Genomic DNA, 15,657 nt, shown 5'->3' with positions numbered 1-15,657 from the left:
AGTTATAAGAACAGACAAATCAGCAACTAAAACGAAGGACTGAACATGAGTCGAAATGATCGCGACTACGAGGAGAAGCGGGATTACATCCGCATGCGTGTTGATGCTGACGTCAACCTGATTCACGCAGGCCAGGTCATTCCTGCCGTGTGCATTGATCTTTCCAGCTCGGGCATGCAGGTCCAGGCGCCCCGCTCGTTTCAGGTGGGCGATCGACTCAGCGTGAGTATCGACTCCGACCATCCGGCGCTCAAGGGTCTTGAGGCGGAAACAGAAGTGGTCTGGGTCAATGATGTAGAAGGCGGCGGACAGAAACTGGGCCTCTCGATCATCTCGATGAGCTGACCGCAGGCGGAACGGGTTCACATATTCGAAAAATAATAAAGGCGACCTAAGGTCGCCTTTATTGATTCAGACAAGTGCTGCGTGATGATTAAAAATCATCCTCGACCTTGCCGTCCTTGACCTTGAACTCGCGGTTCTGCAAGTAAGCATTGCGGATGAACGTGTAACGGTCGCCGCTGACCATACGTTCGGCCGACAGCAGACTGGCCCGCGTGTCGACCAGATTGACGCCCAGCGCCGTGTTACGGGTAGGCACATGGTCGATGTAACGGTATGGCGAAGTGTAGGTGTCGGGGTACTTGGCGAACGCGTCACGCACGGTGCTCGGCCCCAGCAGCGGGATGACCACGAACGGCCCGCTCGGTACGCCCCAATAGCCCAGTGTCTGGCCGAAGTCTTCATCGTTGCGCTGCAGGCCCATGCGGGTACCCACGTCGATAAAGCCCAGCAGCCCGAAGGTGGTGTTGAAGATCATGCGCGCGGTGTCGACACCGGCAGCTGCAGGCTTGGCCTGGAGTACATTGTTCGCCAGGTTGCCGACATCACCGATGTTGTTGAAGAAGTTGTGGATACCGTCTTCGACGAACTGCGGTGCGATGTATTGATAACCTTTCGCCAGTGGCTTGAGCGTGTAGGTATCAAGGGTATCGTTGAAGGTGAAAATGGAGCGGTTGATGCCTTCCCATGGATCGTCCTCGGCAGCCTGTACGGCCACTGGAACAAGCGCAATGCCAGCGCAGAGGGACATTTGCATCAAACGTTTGATAAAGCCTGCACCGTTCACGGGCATAGCTGACACTCCTGATCGAGATATCGAAATAATGACGCGGGTGCTGCGCCCCACACGCTAAGTAAGAAGGTGAGTATAAAGCCTTCTGTCGCGAATAAGGCATATCTGTCAGCAAAGGGAGGCGGATAAACCTCGTCATCGCACGTTCATTGAAGTGTCACACAAGACCGGTAGCGTCTCTGGTTATTTCAGAGACATCCTCATGCTCGCGCCTGTGCTCACCCCTCTGCCAACTTTCCCCGCCCTGCTCTTCGGCCTCAGCGGCTGCCTGGTGGACTTTGGCGCACAGGCAGGCGATGCCCGCAAACTCGACCGCGAACACGCGCAACTCACACCAGGTGCCGAGCAGGCCCTCAAAACGTTGCGTGCCAAAGGCATGCCGTGCGCCTGGATTGATGAACTTCCCGATGCGCTGAGCGAAACGCTTGCCGCGCCAGTGAACGAATGGGTCATCCCTGCGCCGCGGCCAAGCGCCGCCTGGCCTGCCCCCGACGCCTGCTGGATGGCTCTGATGGCGTTGAACGTCAGTCATCTTGAGGGCTGCGTATTGATCAGCGGCGATCCGCGCCTGTTGCAGTCCGGCCTGAACGCCGGGTTGTGGACCATCGGTCTGGCCTCATGCGGCCCCCTGTGCGGGCTTTCTCCAACGCAATGGCAAGCCCTCAGTGATGCCGAGCGCGAACAGCGACGAGCCAGGGCCACACTCAAGCTTTACGCGCTGGGCGTGCATTCTGTGATTGACCACCTGGGCGAACTGGAATCCTGTCTGGCGGACATCGCGTTGCGACGCAGCAAGGGCGAAAAACCCTGATACACATGCAGAGGCGTGCTTACTGGATTAGTCTTGCGTCATGGTGGACCTTTAGCCTTTCGGCGAAGTCCATGAGACAGACTTATCAATCAAGGAGCACGTCATGCCCGCCCGCGAACTTCAAGAACAACTCAATACCCTGCGCGAGCAGCTTGAACATAACCCGCCGCTTTCAGAAGCCGAGCGGGAAAACCTGCACGACCTCATGCAACAAATTGAAACTAAAATTCAGCTCGAACAGGCAACCCATGAACAGGACAGCAGCCTGGCAGATGGCGTGAACCTTGCGGTCGAGCGGTTCGAACTGGAACATCCGACTATCGCCGGAACACTGCGAAACATTGTGCAGACGTTGGGTAACATCGGGGTTTGATAGGGTTGCGTTGCTTAAACGCTATATAAAAGTTCTCAGAAGCCTGAAAACCGGAGCTTACGCAGGAGCGGACCGAGCGAAGCTTCGCTTGTCCGCGAACCGACGGTGAAACCGGTGGGTACGGTACATCAGGTGCAGTCAGGGAAGCGGATTCTTCTGCCGGTCCCCGGCAGTTCGCTCCCACGCCCTCCGGGCGGAGGCATACTTCATAGGCATCTCAGGACTTGCTTACGACGCTGAGCACGAGCGTTACTAAATTACTGCCGTGCCAGCCTGCGATTGTCCACGTCGAGCACTTCAGTGCTGCGATACGGGTTGATGTCCAGGCCACCGCGGCGTACGTAGCGTGCGTAAACCGTCAACTTTTCCGGCTTGAGCAGGCGCTGCAGGTCGAGAAAGATTCTTTCTACACACTGCTCATGAAAGTCGGAGTGCTGGCGAAAGCTGACGATGTAGGCCAGCAGGCTCGAGTGATCCAGAGCTGCGCCGCGATACTCGACGACCACGCTGCCCCAATCAGGCTGGCTGGTCACCGGGCAATTGGATTTGAGCAAGTGGCTGTATACGCTTTCTTCGACAATCCGGGAATCATCGCAACGCAGCAACTCGGGCTGCGGGCGGTCATAGCTGCTGACCACTATGTCCAGGTCGTCGATGCAAACACCCGGCAGCGCCGCGACACCCTCGCTCTTGATCTCGGACAGGCTGCGAATACGTACGCCAACCGGCTTGCCTGCAGCAGCTGAAAGGTCCTGCTCAAGAGTGGTTTGCACGTTTGCAACACTGTCGAAAGCAGTCTGGTTCAACGAGTTGAGGTACAGCTTGAACGACTTCGACTCGATGATGTTCGGCGAATCAGCAGGAATGCTGAACTCGGCAATCGCGACCACCGGCTTGCCCGACGGCAGCAGCCAGGAGAGCTCGTAGCAGTTCCAGAAATCCACACCCTGATAAGGCAGCGTCTGCGCCGTCAGCCCCAGTTCGGCCCATTTTGCGGCACGAGGGATCGGGAATAACAGGGACGGCGTATAGGTGGCGATGTACTCACTGGACTTGCCCAGCGGCGAGTGTTCGGCTGCGGGATGCATGGCGATACCTGGATCGTGGATTAACGCGGCGAGTTTATCGGGTTTGCGGCGGGCTTTCAGCGAAAATCCGCGTCTGTCTGTGCGCCGTCGCGGACCGGGTTACGGTGCCGCGAGGCATTTAGCGGGGCGTCAGATGGCTTGCAGCGCGTCATTCATAGCGCAGCGCGTGCGCCGGCTGGATTTGCGCAGCGCGCCACGCCGGGTAAACCGTAGCGAGAAAACTCAGAATGAAGCCAGCGCTGCAGATCAGCAGCACATCGCCGCCTTGCAGCTCGGAAGGCAGGTTGCTGATGAAGTACACGTCGGAACTGAAAATATGTTGCCCGCTGACCCGCTCGATCCAGCCCACCAGACTGCTGACGTTCAACGCGGCAATGATACCGAGAACACCACCGATCAGTGTGCCGACGATACCGATCACCGTGCCCTGAACCATAAAGATCGCCATGATCTGCCGGGGTGTGGCACCGATGGTGCGCAGAATGGCGATGTCCGCGCCCTTGTCGTTGACCACCATGATCAGCGTGGCAATGATGTTGAACGCTGCTACAGCGACGATCATCAGCAACAACAGGCCGATCATGGTCTTTTCCATTTTCATGGCGCTGAACAGGCTTCCCTGCGTATGGGTCCAGTCGTCGGCGTGATAGCCGTCACCTAGCCCCGCCGCAATGGCAGTCGACACTTGAGGCGCCTTGTAAAGGTCCTTCAGCGCCAGCCGCACGCCTTGCACCTGATCAGGCTGCCAGCGCTGCATCTGCGCAGCGTCGGCAATATTTATAAGCCCCATGGAGCCGTCAAGTTCTGCGCCGACCTTGAAGATACCGACCACGGTCAAGCGTTGCATGCGCGGTGTGATGCCACCCGGCGCGCTGCTGACTTCAGGCACGATCAAGGTCAGTTTGTCGCCAATGGTCAGGCGAAAGCGACGTGCGGTGAGATCACCCAGCACCACGCCGAACTCGCCAGGCTTCAGGTCTTCGATACTGCCACGGGTAATGTGCTGCGTAACGATCGAAACCTCATGTTCCAGCGCGGGATCGACGCCACTGATCTGGATAGGCTGCATAGACCCCTTGTAGGACAGCATGCCCTCCATGTCGGTAAACGGCACGGCGGCGGTGACCTCGGGGTTTTTCAACGCAGCGGCAGCAAGCGGCTTCCAGTCACCCACCGGCGTATTACCGGCGATGACAGCGTGCGGCACCATGCCCAGAATCCGGGAGCTCATTTCGCGCTGAAAACCGTTCATGACCGACAACACCACGATCATTGCCAGCACACCCAGTGCCAGACCGATCATCGAGGTCATCGAAATGAACGAGATGAAGCTTTTGCGGCGTTTGGCGCGGGTATAGCGCATGCCGATGAAGATGGGTAACGGTCTGAACATTCGCGAAGCACCGTGGAAAATAGCGTCGTAAAAATATGAAACCCGACGCGATGGATTGCGCCGGGCCGGTAATCAAGCCTCGACCAGGTGACCGTTTTCAAGGCGCAGCACGCGGTCCATCTGCCTGGCAAGACCCATGTCATGAGTGACGACCAGAAACGCGGTGCGCGATGACGTGCTCAGTTCGCGCATCAAGTCCTGAATACCCTGCGCGGTGTGGTGGTCGAGGTTGCCGGTGGGCTCGTCGAGCATGACCAGACCTGGCTGATTGACCAATGCGCGGGCAATGGCCACGCGCTGACGCTCGCCGCCCGAAAGCTCCGAAGGCTTGTGCGCCAGACGATGACCGAGACCGACGCGCTCCAGCAACGCCGTGGCACGCTGACGTGCTTCGGGAATTGCCGTGCGGCCGATCAACAACGGCATGCAGACGTTTTCCAGCGCAGTGAATTCGGGCAGCAGGTGGTGAAACTGGTAGACGAAGCCCAATGCACGGTTACGCAACAGCCCGCGGGCCTTTTCGCCGAGCGCCGATAACTCTTCACCTGCCAGCCAGACGCTGCCTTGCGAAGGCGTGTCCAGCCCGCCCAGCAGGTTCAGCAAGGTACTTTTACCCGAACCCGAGGTACCGACAATCGCCACGCGTTCGCCAGGGTGCAATTCAAGTTGCAGACCGGACAACACCACCACCGACTCCGGGCCTTCCTCGTAGGACTTACCCAGGTTCCGGCAACTCAATACTGCTTTATCAGACATGCCCGACTCACTCATAACGTAACGCCTCCGCCGGCTGGGTGCGCGCAGCACGCCAGGCGGGATACAGGGTGGCGAGGAAACTCAGGACCAACGCTGCACCGCAGACCTGGAACACGTCCTGGGCCATCAGCTGCGAAGGCAGGTAATCAATGAAATACACGTCGGCGTTCAAGAATTTGTGGCCGATCAACCCTTCAAGCAGCGAAATCGCGGCGCTGACATTAAGCGCAGCCAGAATGCCCAGCCCCGCGCCGATCAGCGTACCGACCACACCGATCACCGTGCCTTGCACCATGAAGATCGCCATGATCTGCAGGGGCGTGGCGCCCAGTGTGCGCAGAATCGCGATGTCGCCTTTCTTGTCATTGACCACCATCACCAGCGTGGAAATGATGTTGAACGCCGCGACGGCCACAATCAGCAGCAGCAACAGCCCGATCATGGCTTTTTCCATGCGGATGGCCTGATAGAGGTTGCCGTGAGTGCGCGTCCAGTCACGGGAATAGAAATTGTTTTCGCCCAGTTTCTGGGCGATTTCCCACGAAGTGCGCGGCGCTGCGAACAAGTCATCGAACTTCAGACGCAGGCCCTGCACCTGATGAGGCTTCCAGCGATGCAGACGGGCCAGGTCGTCCAGGTTGGTCAGCCCCAAAAAGCCGTCGATTTCGCCAGCACCCACATGAAAAATGCCGGTAACCTCGAAACGCTTCATGCGCGGAAACATGCCGGCTGGCGTGACAGTGACTTCCGGTGCAACGAAGGTCAGTTTGTCGCCTACCACCACACCCAGCTTGGCCGCAGCCTTGTCGCCGATCATGATCCCGAAGCTGCCGGGCGACAGGCTGTCGAGCCGACCTTGCTTGATGAAGTTATCGATGATCGAGACCTTGCGCTCTTCAACCGGGTCGATGCCGTTGAGCAAGACCTTCTGCACCTTGCCGTCATGGGTCAGCAAACCCTGCATCTGGGTGAAAGGCGCAACCGCCAGCACCTGGGGGTTTTCCTGCACCTTGGCCGCCAGGCCACGCCAGTCGGTGATCGGGTCAGCGGATTCGATGGTTGCGTGTGGCACCATGCCAAGCACGCGGGTACGCATTTCGTGATCGAAACCGTTCATCACCGATAACACGACTATCATCACCACAACACCGAGGGCGAGGCCGATCATGGACGTCAGGGAAATGAAGGAAACGAAGTGGTTGCGTCGCTTCGCACGGGTGTAGCGCGTGCCGATGAATACAAAAAGAGGTCTGAACATGTAGGAATTTGTTCGCAGGAATGAGGACGTCCATGTGGCGGGCCTTGCTGTGCAGCTTTACACTCGGAAATCTCTGACCACCGCCGTTAGCTTGGGTTCGCCATGTCGACATTAGATGAAGCAGGACGCCGCGAATACTACCGTATCGACGACAGCGTCGCACTGGAAATTAACCCCCTGTCTTCCGCCGATCAGGCAAGCCAGGATGCCATGCAGGACACTTCGACGCTGTTCGACCTGCTCAGCGAACTGCACGTCAGCGAGTTCGAATCGCAGCACCTGATGCGCCAGCTCGACGAACGCGACCGGGTGTTGAACAGCTTTCTCAAATCCCTGAGCAAGCGCATCGACCTGCTGGGCGAGGTGGTTGCGCACACCGCACTGGGCAAACTGGGGGCTCCTCAGCCGGTAAAACTGTCCGAAGGCGGCATTCAATTCAATTCGCAACAAGGTTTTGCAACAGGCGAACAACTGTCGATCAAGATGGTGCTGATGCCTCAGGCAGCGGGCCTTATGCTGCGCGCCAGAGTGTCTCAGTGCGATGCATTGGCCGACGGTAATTTCGACGTCAGCACTGAATTCGTCAACCTGCCGGACGCGCAACGCCAATTGCTCGCGCGCCATGTATTGCAGCGTCAGGCCCAGCATCGACGTCAGGCACTGGAACAAGGTCAGCCTTCCGGGAACTGACTGCCCGCCATCTTTATTTCACATCAGCAATCGGCGCCTTAACGGCCAGGAGTAAACGTGACCCTTATCTACGGCCACCGCGGCGCCAAGGGCGAAGCACCGGAAAACACCTTGGTCAGCTTCCAGCAGTGCCTCAAGCACGGCGTACGTCGCTGTGAACTGGATCTGCACATGTCACTGGACGGAGAGTTGATGGTCATCCATGACACGACTCTCAAGCGCACCACCGATCGGCGCGGCAAGGTCAACGAGCATCTTGCCGCCGACCTGGTGAACTACGACGCGCGCAAAGGTGGTCCGGGCTGGGTATCGCCCTGCCCCATCCCGCGTCTGGAAGAGCTGTTCGAACAGTGCGATTTCGACCACTGGCAGCTCGAGGTCAAAAGCGCCTCACGCACTCGCGCGGCCAACACCGTGCTGGCAATCCGGGAAATGGTGCAGCGTCACGGGCTGCTGGACAAGGTGACCATCACCTCCAGCTCACGTGAAGTTCTGCGCGCAGCCCTTGAGCTGACGCCTGATATATCGCGCGGGCTGGTAGCCGAATACGCCTGGCTCGACCCGTTGAAGGTTGCGCAGAACTATGGCTGTGAAATGCTCGCATTGAACTGGACACTGTGTACCCCGGAGCGCCTGCAGAAAGCACAACGTCAGGGCCTGCATGTGTCGGTATGGACGGTCAACGAACCTGCACTGATGCGCAGGCTCGCTGATTTCGGCGTCGACAGCCTGATTACAGACTTTCCCGGTTTGGCCACCGCCACGCTCGGGAATCACTGAAATCGGTCTCCCCGGCCGGCTCAGGCCACCGGCCGGAGTCGCTTAAAAAAGCCGGTTGAGGCCGTCGTAAGCAGCTACCCGGTAGGCTTCGGCCATGGTCGGGTAGTTGAACGTGGTGTTGACGAAGTACTTGATCGTGTTCGCATCACCCGGCTGACTCATAATGGCCTGACCGATGTGTACGATTTCGGACGCCTGGTCGCCGAAGCAGTGCACGCCCAGCACTTCAAGCGTTTCACGGTGGAACAGGATCTTCAGCATCCCGACCCGCTCACCGGAGATCTGCGCACGGGCCATGCCCTTGAAGAACGCCTTGCCGACTTCGTAAGGCACCTTGGCCTGAGTGAGTTCGTGCTCGTTCTTGCCGATCGAACTGATCTCGGGGATGGTGTAGATCCCGGTCGGCACGTCGTTGACGTAGCGCCAGCTGCCGTTGTCGACCACGCTGCCCGCCGCTGAACGACCCTGGTCATAGGCGGCACTGGCCAGACTGGGCCAGCCGATCACATCACCGGCGCCGAAGACGTTGGAAACGCTGGTGCTGTAGGTCTCGTCCACTTCGATCTGGCCGCGACCGTTGGCCTTCAGGCCGATATTCTCCAGCCCCAGCTTGTCGGTGTTGCCGGTACGTCCGTTGCACCACAGCAAGGCGTCCGCCTTGATTTTCTTGCCGGACTTCAGGTGCAGAACAACACCGTTATCCAGGCCTTCGACCTTTTCGTATTCTTCGTTGTGGCGAACCATCACGTTGTTGTTGCTGAAGTGATAGCTCAGCGCCTGAGAGATTTCCGAATCCAGGAAGCTCAGCAACTGATCACGGTTGTCCACCAGCTCGACCAGAACACCCAGACCGCTGAAGATCGACGCGTACTCGCAGCCGATTACGCCAGCACCGTAGATGATCAGTTTGCGTGGGGTGTGGCCCAGGCTGAGGATGGTGTCGCTGTCGTAGATACGCTTGTGGCTGAAATCGATATCCGCAGGGCGGTAAGGCCGCGAACCGGTGGCGATGATGATCTGGTTGGCAACCAGTTTTTCCACGACGCCGTTGGAACAGACCACGTTGATGCTGGTCTCGTCGGCGAAACTGCCGGTGCCGAAGAACACATCGACGCGGTTGCGAGCGTAGTAGGCGGTGCGCGAAGCCACTTGCTTGGAGATGACCATTTCGGCGTTTTTCAACACATCCGGAAACGAAAACCAGCGTGGCTCGCCGATGGCCCGAAACATGGGGTTGGTGTTGAACTGGATGATCTGCTTGACCGAGTGACGCAGAGCCTTGGACGGTATGGTGCCCAAATGGGTGCAGTTGCCGCCCACCTGCCGACGGCTGTCGACCATGGCGACCTTGCGCCCCGCCTTGGCGGCATTCATTGCCGCCCCTTCTCCGGCAGGGCCGGAACCCAGTACTACTACGTCGTAGTTGTAGACAGCCATGCGTACTCCTTAAACAGACCGAGGCGCCACTTTGGCATCTCTGGCTAAATCACGCGGCGCAGTTTAGCGCTTCAACGAGGCGGGGAACATTAACCCTTGGTCGCGTCGAAGGCCAATTTTTGTCTGCGCAGGGTGCGTTATCGGCTGTTCCGTGCTCTCGCCTTATCGCGGTTGCTCCACAGCCAGGCGATCAAACGACGCGTTGCTACGGATGATAAAGTGCTTATCGGCATGAATCACAAAAAAAGCAGGGATCTTGTGTTCCTGCGCATAATTCCAGCCTCGCTCCGGACCGAGCATCAGTAACAGGGAAGACAGACCATCAGCCATCAGTGCAGAGGGGTGAATAACAGTGACAGAGGCCAGCGCGTGCTGGATGGGTCTGCCGGTCCGCGCGTCTAGCGTGTCGGAAATACGCAGGCCATCGGTTTCGGTGTAACGATGGTAGTCGCCCGAGGTAGAAACAGCGTAACCGTTCAGGGGAAACACTTTTTGCGTGGCGTATCCCTCACTGCCTGGCACATCGAGGGTCACCCGCCAGGGCGAGCCGTCGGGCTTGAAACCGCTGACTTTCATTTCGCCTGTGGCCTGCACCAGGTAATCGTGCAACCCCAACGTGCTCATCAGTTGGCTGATACGGTCGACCGCGTGACCGGCGGCGATACTGTTGAGGTCTACCTGCACAGCAGCGCTCTTGCACAGTTGCTGGCCGACGATACGCAAGTTGCGATAGCCGACGATCTTGCGGGTCACGTCCAGTTGTCGTGCCGACGGCCTTTGTTCGAGAGGCCCATGAGCACCCAGCCCCCACAAGTCCGCCAGCGGTTTGACTGTTAAGTCAAAGGCGCCGTCGCTGTCTCGGGAGAGCTGTTCGCCGACACCGATAAGCTTGAGGATTGATTCGGGCATGATCTGACAGCTGTTGGCAGGCAGCGCATTGAAGCGTTCAATGTCCGAGTCGCTACGCCAAAGCGACATCTGGTGGTCGACCTCGTCAAGAATCGCCTCTACCTCTGGCCGCAACGCTGCTGCCTCGGGCTGGCCGGCAGCGCGCACATACACCACAGAGTAGTGACTGCCCATGGTCGGCCCGCCGAAGCTTTCCAGCGTTCGCTCGCGACCACAACCGCCGCACACAAGTAACACCAGGCACCCTGCAATTCTGCCAAACCCGCGCAAATCCGTGCCCCGCAGCTTAAAAACCATTCAAAGCAACTTGCATGCAATGGCGGGCAAGTCAGAAAGATGTTCATCGCAGCATATCGGGGCGCGCCATAAACAACGCCCAGGCGAGGATGAACGGAGCAGTGAGTGGTCTCTGACAGTCAGAGGGTTCCCATACGAGCGTTCAGCCCATTCATTCTTCATTGGATACGCCACCACCACGCCTGACGACGCTGTCTTATTTTTCCCATCTGTCAAGTGCTCGTCAGTTGATAGCAAATCGCCGAAACGGTTGTTTTTGAGCCTCTTTACACATACTGTTACAAGTGTGCATCGCCATTCGCACACACGTAGCGGCGATGTAAACGGATAACAACGACAACGGACTCCAAGCCGACGAGCCTGAGCGAGTAACTAAATGGCCTCCAGCACCAGTAAGGGCAAAGCGATCTTTCGCGTTGTCAGCGGTAACTTCCTCGAGATGTTCGATTTCATGGTCTACGGCTTTTATGCCACGGCCATTGCCAAGACCTTCTTCCCTTCCGACAGCGCTTTTGCATCGTTGATGCTATCGCTGGCGACCTTCGGCGCAGGCTTCCTGATGCGCCCGTTGGGAGCAATCTTTCTCGGCGCCTACATTGACCGTCACGGACGGCGCAAGGGACTGATTATCACCCTTGCAATGATGGCAATGGGCACTCTGCTGATTGCTTGCGTGCCAGGTTATGCCACGCTGGGCGTGATTGCGCCGTTGCTCGTACTGCTGGGTCGCCTGCTGCAGGGCTTTTCGGCGGGCGTGGAACTGGGCGGTGTTTCGGTCTATCTGGCTGAAATCTCGACCCCGGGCCGCAAAGGCTTCTTCGTCAGCTGGCAGTCCGCCAGTCAACAGGCTGCCGTGGTGTTCGCCGGTCTGCTGGGCGTTGGCCTGAACCACTGGCTGAGCCCGGAGCAAATGGGTGAATGGGGCTGGCGCGTGCCGTTCCTGATCGGCTGCCTGATCGTGCCAGCAATCTTCATCATCCGCCGCTCGCTGGAAGAGTCTCCTGAGTTCGAAGCCCGCACGCATCGTCCAACCCTGCGTGAAGTCGTGCGCTCGATCGGCCAGAACTTCGGCCTGGTGCTGGGTGGCATGGCGCTGGTGGTCATGACCACTGTGACCTTCTACCTGATCACAGCCTATACCCCGACGTTCGGCAAGAACGAGCTGAACCTGACTGACCTCGAAAGCCTGCTGGTGACGGTCTGTGTCGGCGTGTCGAACTTCATCTGGTTGCCGATCATGGGTTCGTTCTCGGACCGTATCGGCCGCAAGCCGCTGCTGATTGCGGCGACAGTGCTGGCCATTGCTACCGCCTACCCTGCGCTGTCCTGGCTGGTTGCGCACCCGAGCTTCGGCAACCTGCTGATGGTCGAGCTGTGGCTGTCGTTCCTGTATGGCTCTTACAACGGCGCGATGGTCGTGGCCCTGACCGAGATCATGCCGGTCGATGTGCGCACCACCGGCTTCTCGCTGGCCTACAGCCTGGCGACCGCGACCTTTGGCGGGTTTACTCCGGCAGCCTGTACCTACCTGATCCACGAGCTGGGCAACAAGGCAGCGCCAGGCATCTGGCTGACCGGCGCAGCCGTGCTGGGTCTGATCGCGACGCTGGTACTGTTCCGCAAGAATGGGCAAAAGCTTGAAGCACCAGTCGCGGCTTCCGCCAGCTGATTCATCGCTGGACCTGTAGACAAACAAAACCCCGGCCCGGGTATCTCGGACCGGGGTTTTTTGTTTTCAGGCAATACGCTTCCAGGGCCGGAAGCTGAGCCAAAGCAGCACGCCAGGCAATTGCAACGCAATCATCAGACCCAGCGACCACTGATAGGCCTCAAGTGGATGCCCGCCTCCCTGCCCGACTGGCCACAAGCTCAGCAACGCCCCTATCAGCCATTGCAGACAAAACGCGAGCACGAACACCACCAGATTGAAGGAAGAGCTGACCCTTCCCGCAAGCTCCGGTGATACCGATTGCGCCACGATGGCGTAGTTCATGGTGGTCGAGGTCCCGAAGAAGCTGAAACCCATGGCAATCAGGTATGGAGATACTGGCAAGCCGCTGGCCATCAGCATCTGGAAGACGATAAAGATCACCATTCCGGTGCCGCAGATCATGATCGGCTGCACGCCGAACCTGCGCAGATAATCGGTGATCGTGCCGAACGCCAGGGACCCCGCCACCATTGCGATAGCGCCGAACAACAGCACATTGGCCATCCCCGAATCACTCAAGCCCGCCATATCGCGTAACCACGGCCCCATCCACAGCGACAGGACCGACATGTAGATGGCGTGGGAGAACACCGAGTACAACGCCAGACGCCAGAACGTCCATGACGAGTACAGTTTGCCGACCGCAGCAAACATATCGCTGTAGCGGGTACTTTTGCTCTCGTAGGCCTTGGGAACACTGAGGTGTATGACCACCGCCACACAAAAGGTCAGCAGCGCCAGAATCAGAAACGCTTCCCGCCAGGTCAACCAGCTCAGCAGTACATGCAGGGGCGTGGTCGACGCCATCGCGCCCAGTCCGCCAATCGACAGCAGGCAGGCGGTACTCAGCGGCAAACGCTCGACCGGCAACCAGATGGCGCACGCCTTGATCGCACTCATCAGCGAGCCCGCTACCCCAAGCCCGATCAGACCACGCCCTATCAGCAGCCCCGTCTCGGTACTGGAGACACTAAAAATGACCGAACCGGCGACCGCAAACAACAGCATCGGCGCCTGTACGCTGCGCGGGCCATAACGATCGAGCATTACGCCGAGGGGAATCTGCGCGGCTGCGAAGCTGAGGAAATACACGCCCGTCAGCAGCCCGAGGCTGCTCGCAGGCAAGCTGAGGTCGGTTTGCAGGTCAACGTAGATCACTGCGTTGACAGTACGAAACAGGTAGGAAACGAAATGCCCCAGACCAAAGGGGATGAAAATCGTCAAAAACAGCAGGAAGAAGCTGCTTCTGAGTGGTTGCTGCGAATCGTCCATGGCCGAACTGCTCATCCTTTACCGCTCTGTCATTGTTATGGGCTGCGCCTGACAGATTCTCACGACACACCACAAAACGAAACGGGCCGAAACCTGCTGGCGCAGGGTTCGGCCCGTTTTTATCGCTGCCCGGTCAGGCCCGGCAACTCAAGCGTTCAGGCTTATTGCGGGAAAGCTGGCGGATTGACGTCTGCCATGTCTTCCATCACGCGCACAACCTGGTGGCTGTAACCGAATTCGTTGTCGTACCAGACGTACAGCACAACGCGGTTGTCGTTGACGATGGTGGCTTCGGCATCCACGACGCCGGCGTGGCGCGAGCCCACGAAGTCGGTGGATACCACTTCCTGCGAGTTCACGAAATCGATCTGCTTGTGCAGGTCCGAGTGCAGTGCCATGTAGCGCAGGTACTCGTTCATTTCTTCGCGGGAGGTCGGCTTCTCAAGGTTGAGGTTGAGAATGGCCATCGAAACGTTCGGCGTCGGAACGCGAATCGCGTTACCGGTCAGCTTGCCGGCCAGTTCAGGCAATGCCTTGGCAGCAGCAGTGGCGGCACCGGTCTCGGTGATTACCATGTTCAGTGCAGCGCTACGGCCACGGCGATCGCCTTTGTGGAAGTTGTCGATCAGGTTCTGGTCGTTGGTGTACGAGTGAACTGTTTCGACGTGACCGTTGGTGATGCCGAACTTGTCGTTGACAGCCTTCAGCACCGGCACAATGGCGTTGGTGGTGCAGGATGCCGCAGAAACGATCTTGTCGTCAGCGGTGATTTCACCGTGGTTGATGCCGTGCACGATGTTCTTCAGCTTGCCTTTTCCAGGCGCGGTCAACACGACGCGATCGATACCCGGGCACGCCAGATGCTGGCCCAGACCTTCGGCGTCACGCCACACACCGGTGTTGTCGACCAGCAAGGCGTCCTTGATACCGTACTGGGTGTAATCCACCTCGGTAGGGTTCTTGGCGTAGATCACCTGAATCAGGTTGCCGTTGGCAGTGATGGTGCTGTTGGCCTCATCAATGGTGATGGTGCCGTCGAACGGGCCGTGTACCGAATCACGGCGCAGCAGGCTGGCACGCTTGACCAGGTCGTTCTCAGCACCTTTGCGGACCACGATGGCGCGCAGACGCAAGCCATCGCCGCCGCCAGTCTTCTCGATCAGGATTCGCGCCAGCAGACGACCGATACGGCCGAAACCGTACAGCACGACGTCGGTGCCTTTACGCGGGCTGGTGCCCTGCTGACCCACTACACTGGCGAGTTCTTCGCGCACGAACTGCTCAGGCGTGCGACCGTTGCCTTCAGTCTTGAATTTCACGGCCAGCTTGCCGAGGTCCACCGAAGCGGCACCCAGCTTGAGCTCGCTCATCGCCTTTATAAGCGGGAACGTCTCATGTACGGACAACTCGACCGCATCGGACTGACGATGACGCGCGAAGCGGTGAGCTTTGAGAATCGCGATGACTGAACGGTTGATCAGGCTGCGGCCATAGATCGAACTTACCACGTTGTTATTGCGGTAGAGCTGACCGATGAGAGGGATCATCGCTTCGGCGAGGGCTTCACGATCAATCCATTCACCAAGACACTGGTCGGGCTTCTGAGTCACGGGAACCTTCCACATGTAGGGGCTGAAAAAAGGGGCTACATTATGACCGCGCCAGTGTTTATGAGCAATGCGCGGCTGTCAGATCAGCCGGCACTACATAATTTCTGGCCGTAAATATCAGGTAACACGCTGGAAAA

The 15,657-nt window shown here is 58.4% G+C and carries 15 protein-coding genes; 6 read left to right on the top strand and 9 right to left on the bottom strand.

Annotated elements, in window-relative coordinates:
- Positions 1-45: 45 nt before the first annotated feature.
- On the top strand, positions 46-345 hold the full coding sequence (locus ALO43_RS19795) for a PilZ domain-containing protein (protein WP_005887554.1): 300 nt from the start codon (positions 46-48) through the stop codon (positions 343-345).
- An 88-nt stretch (positions 346-433) separates the two neighbouring features.
- Here ALO43_RS19795 and ALO43_RS19790 read toward each other — a convergent pair whose 3' ends face one another.
- Positions 434-1,135 carry an MlaA family lipoprotein gene (locus tag ALO43_RS19790; protein ID WP_053931330.1) on the bottom strand — a complete coding sequence of 234 codons (702 nt, stop codon included), beginning with the start codon at positions 1,133-1,135 and terminating at the stop codon, positions 434-436.
- Positions 1,136-1,337: 202 nt separating this feature from the next.
- Here ALO43_RS19790 and ALO43_RS19785 point away from each other — a divergent pair, with 202 nt between their 5' ends.
- Together ALO43_RS19785 and ALO43_RS19780 are read left to right on the top strand one after the other, a co-directional pair.
- Positions 1,338-1,946, top strand: coding sequence for a phosphatase (locus ALO43_RS19785; protein WP_053480576.1), 609 nt, complete (start codon positions 1,338-1,340; stop codon positions 1,944-1,946).
- A 103-nt stretch (positions 1,947-2,049) separates the two neighbouring features.
- Positions 2,050-2,319, top strand: coding sequence for a DUF4404 family protein (locus tag ALO43_RS19780; protein WP_005887549.1), 270 nt, complete (start codon positions 2,050-2,052; stop codon positions 2,317-2,319).
- 257 nt (positions 2,320-2,576) lie between these two features.
- Here ALO43_RS19780 and queF read toward each other — a convergent pair whose 3' ends face one another.
- The 4 genes from queF to ALO43_RS19760 form a co-directional block, all read right to left on the bottom strand.
- Complete coding sequence (queF, locus tag ALO43_RS19775; RefSeq protein ID WP_054997937.1) at positions 2,577-3,407, bottom strand: NADPH-dependent 7-cyano-7-deazaguanine reductase QueF; 831 nt, start codon at positions 3,405-3,407, stop codon at positions 2,577-2,579.
- A 148-nt stretch (positions 3,408-3,555) separates the two neighbouring features.
- Entirely contained in the window at positions 3,556-4,800 is a 1,245-nt protein-coding gene (locus tag ALO43_RS19770) for a lipoprotein-releasing ABC transporter permease subunit (protein ID WP_005887547.1), read from the bottom strand.
- Positions 4,801-4,872: 72 nt separating this feature from the next.
- A complete protein-coding gene (gene lolD / locus ALO43_RS19765) occupies positions 4,873-5,556 on the bottom strand; it encodes a lipoprotein-releasing ABC transporter ATP-binding protein LolD (protein ID WP_173402282.1) in 684 nt (227 codons plus the stop codon).
- A 7-nt stretch (positions 5,557-5,563) separates the two neighbouring features.
- On the bottom strand, positions 5,564-6,814 hold the full coding sequence (locus ALO43_RS19760; RefSeq protein ID WP_054997936.1) for a lipoprotein-releasing ABC transporter permease subunit: 1,251 nt from the start codon (positions 6,812-6,814) through the stop codon (positions 5,564-5,566).
- A gap of 102 nt (positions 6,815-6,916) precedes the next feature.
- Between ALO43_RS19760 and ALO43_RS19755 the strand changes: the two genes are divergently transcribed.
- Both ALO43_RS19755 and ALO43_RS19750 read left to right on the top strand, forming a co-directional pair.
- Complete coding sequence (locus ALO43_RS19755; protein ID WP_024670679.1) at positions 6,917-7,504, top strand: PilZ domain-containing protein; 588 nt, start codon at positions 6,917-6,919, stop codon at positions 7,502-7,504.
- A gap of 57 nt (positions 7,505-7,561) precedes the next feature.
- Positions 7,562-8,284 carry a glycerophosphodiester phosphodiesterase gene (locus tag ALO43_RS19750; RefSeq protein WP_024670680.1) on the top strand — a complete coding sequence of 241 codons (723 nt, stop codon included), beginning with the start codon at positions 7,562-7,564 and terminating at the stop codon, positions 8,282-8,284.
- A 42-nt stretch (positions 8,285-8,326) separates the two neighbouring features.
- Here ALO43_RS19750 and sthA read toward each other — a convergent pair whose 3' ends face one another.
- Together sthA and ALO43_RS19740 are read right to left on the bottom strand one after the other, a co-directional pair.
- On the bottom strand, positions 8,327-9,721 hold the full coding sequence (gene sthA, locus ALO43_RS19745) for a Si-specific NAD(P)(+) transhydrogenase (RefSeq protein WP_005887538.1): 1,395 nt from the start codon (positions 9,719-9,721) through the stop codon (positions 8,327-8,329).
- A 162-nt stretch (positions 9,722-9,883) separates the two neighbouring features.
- Positions 9,884-10,927 carry an FAD:protein FMN transferase gene (locus tag ALO43_RS19740; RefSeq protein ID WP_005887536.1) on the bottom strand — a complete coding sequence of 348 codons (1,044 nt, stop codon included), beginning with the start codon at positions 10,925-10,927 and terminating at the stop codon, positions 9,884-9,886.
- Positions 10,928-11,303: 376 nt separating this feature from the next.
- On the opposite strand from ALO43_RS19740, the gene tcuC reads away from it, so the two are divergent.
- The gene (gene tcuC, locus ALO43_RS19735; RefSeq protein WP_005887534.1) at positions 11,304-12,596 is read left to right on the top strand and encodes an MFS transporter; all 1,293 of its coding nucleotides are present in this window, start codon (positions 11,304-11,306) and stop codon (positions 12,594-12,596) included.
- A gap of 66 nt (positions 12,597-12,662) precedes the next feature.
- Here tcuC and ALO43_RS19730 read toward each other — a convergent pair whose 3' ends face one another.
- Both ALO43_RS19730 and ALO43_RS19725 read right to left on the bottom strand, forming a co-directional pair.
- Positions 12,663-13,925 (bottom strand): MFS transporter, encoded by a 1,263-nt coding sequence (locus tag ALO43_RS19730; protein WP_053480580.1) that lies wholly within the window; start codon positions 13,923-13,925, stop codon positions 12,663-12,665.
- Between the two features lie 146 nt (positions 13,926-14,071).
- Entirely contained in the window at positions 14,072-15,535 is a 1,464-nt protein-coding gene (locus ALO43_RS19725) for a glyceraldehyde-3-phosphate dehydrogenase (protein WP_007252208.1), read from the bottom strand.
- Positions 15,536-15,657: the final 122 nt, after the last annotated feature.

The organism is Pseudomonas tremae (assembly GCF_001401155.1).
Classification (GTDB): Bacteria; Pseudomonadota; Gammaproteobacteria; order Pseudomonadales; family Pseudomonadaceae; genus Aquipseudomonas; species Aquipseudomonas tremae.
The sequence above is the reverse complement of the archived record's forward strand: the minus strand, read 5'-3'. Positions and strand labels throughout refer to the sequence as shown.

What these genes read in the sequence shown, in the direction of transcription:
- ALO43_RS19780 (WP_005887549.1), top strand. Translation starts at nt 2,050, where the DNA reads ATGCCCGCCCGCGAACTTCAAGAACAACTCAATACCCTGCGCGAGCAG.
- ALO43_RS19785 (WP_053480576.1), top strand. Translation starts at nt 1,338, where the DNA reads ATGCTCGCGCCTGTGCTCACCCCTCTGCCAACTTTCCCCGCCCTGCTC.
- sthA (WP_005887538.1), bottom strand. Translation starts at nt 9,721, where the DNA reads ATGGCTGTCTACAACTACGACGTAGTAGTACTGGGTTCCGGCCCTGCC.
- queF (WP_054997937.1), bottom strand. Translation starts at nt 3,407, where the DNA reads ATGCATCCCGCAGCCGAACACTCGCCGCTGGGCAAGTCCAGTGAGTAC.
- lolD (WP_173402282.1), bottom strand. Translation starts at nt 5,556, where the DNA reads ATGTCTGATAAAGCAGTATTGAGTTGCCGGAACCTGGGTAAGTCCTAC.
- ALO43_RS19795 (WP_005887554.1), top strand. Translation starts at nt 46, where the DNA reads ATGAGTCGAAATGATCGCGACTACGAGGAGAAGCGGGATTACATCCGC.
- ALO43_RS19760 (WP_054997936.1), bottom strand. Translation starts at nt 6,814, where the DNA reads ATGTTCAGACCTCTTTTTGTATTCATCGGCACGCGCTACACCCGTGCG.
- ALO43_RS19740 (WP_005887536.1), bottom strand. Translation starts at nt 10,927, where the DNA reads ATGGTTTTTAAGCTGCGGGGCACGGATTTGCGCGGGTTTGGCAGAATT.
- ALO43_RS19770 (WP_005887547.1), bottom strand. Translation starts at nt 4,800, where the DNA reads ATGTTCAGACCGTTACCCATCTTCATCGGCATGCGCTATACCCGCGCC.
- ALO43_RS19725 (WP_007252208.1), bottom strand. Translation starts at nt 15,535, where the DNA reads ATGTGGAAGGTTCCCGTGACTCAGAAGCCCGACCAGTGTCTTGGTGAA.
- ALO43_RS19755 (WP_024670679.1), top strand. Translation starts at nt 6,917, where the DNA reads ATGTCGACATTAGATGAAGCAGGACGCCGCGAATACTACCGTATCGAC.
- ALO43_RS19790 (WP_053931330.1), bottom strand. Translation starts at nt 1,135, where the DNA reads ATGCCCGTGAACGGTGCAGGCTTTATCAAACGTTTGATGCAAATGTCC.
- tcuC (WP_005887534.1), top strand. Translation starts at nt 11,304, where the DNA reads ATGGCCTCCAGCACCAGTAAGGGCAAAGCGATCTTTCGCGTTGTCAGC.
- ALO43_RS19730 (WP_053480580.1), bottom strand. Translation starts at nt 13,925, where the DNA reads ATGAGCAGTTCGGCCATGGACGATTCGCAGCAACCACTCAGAAGCAGC.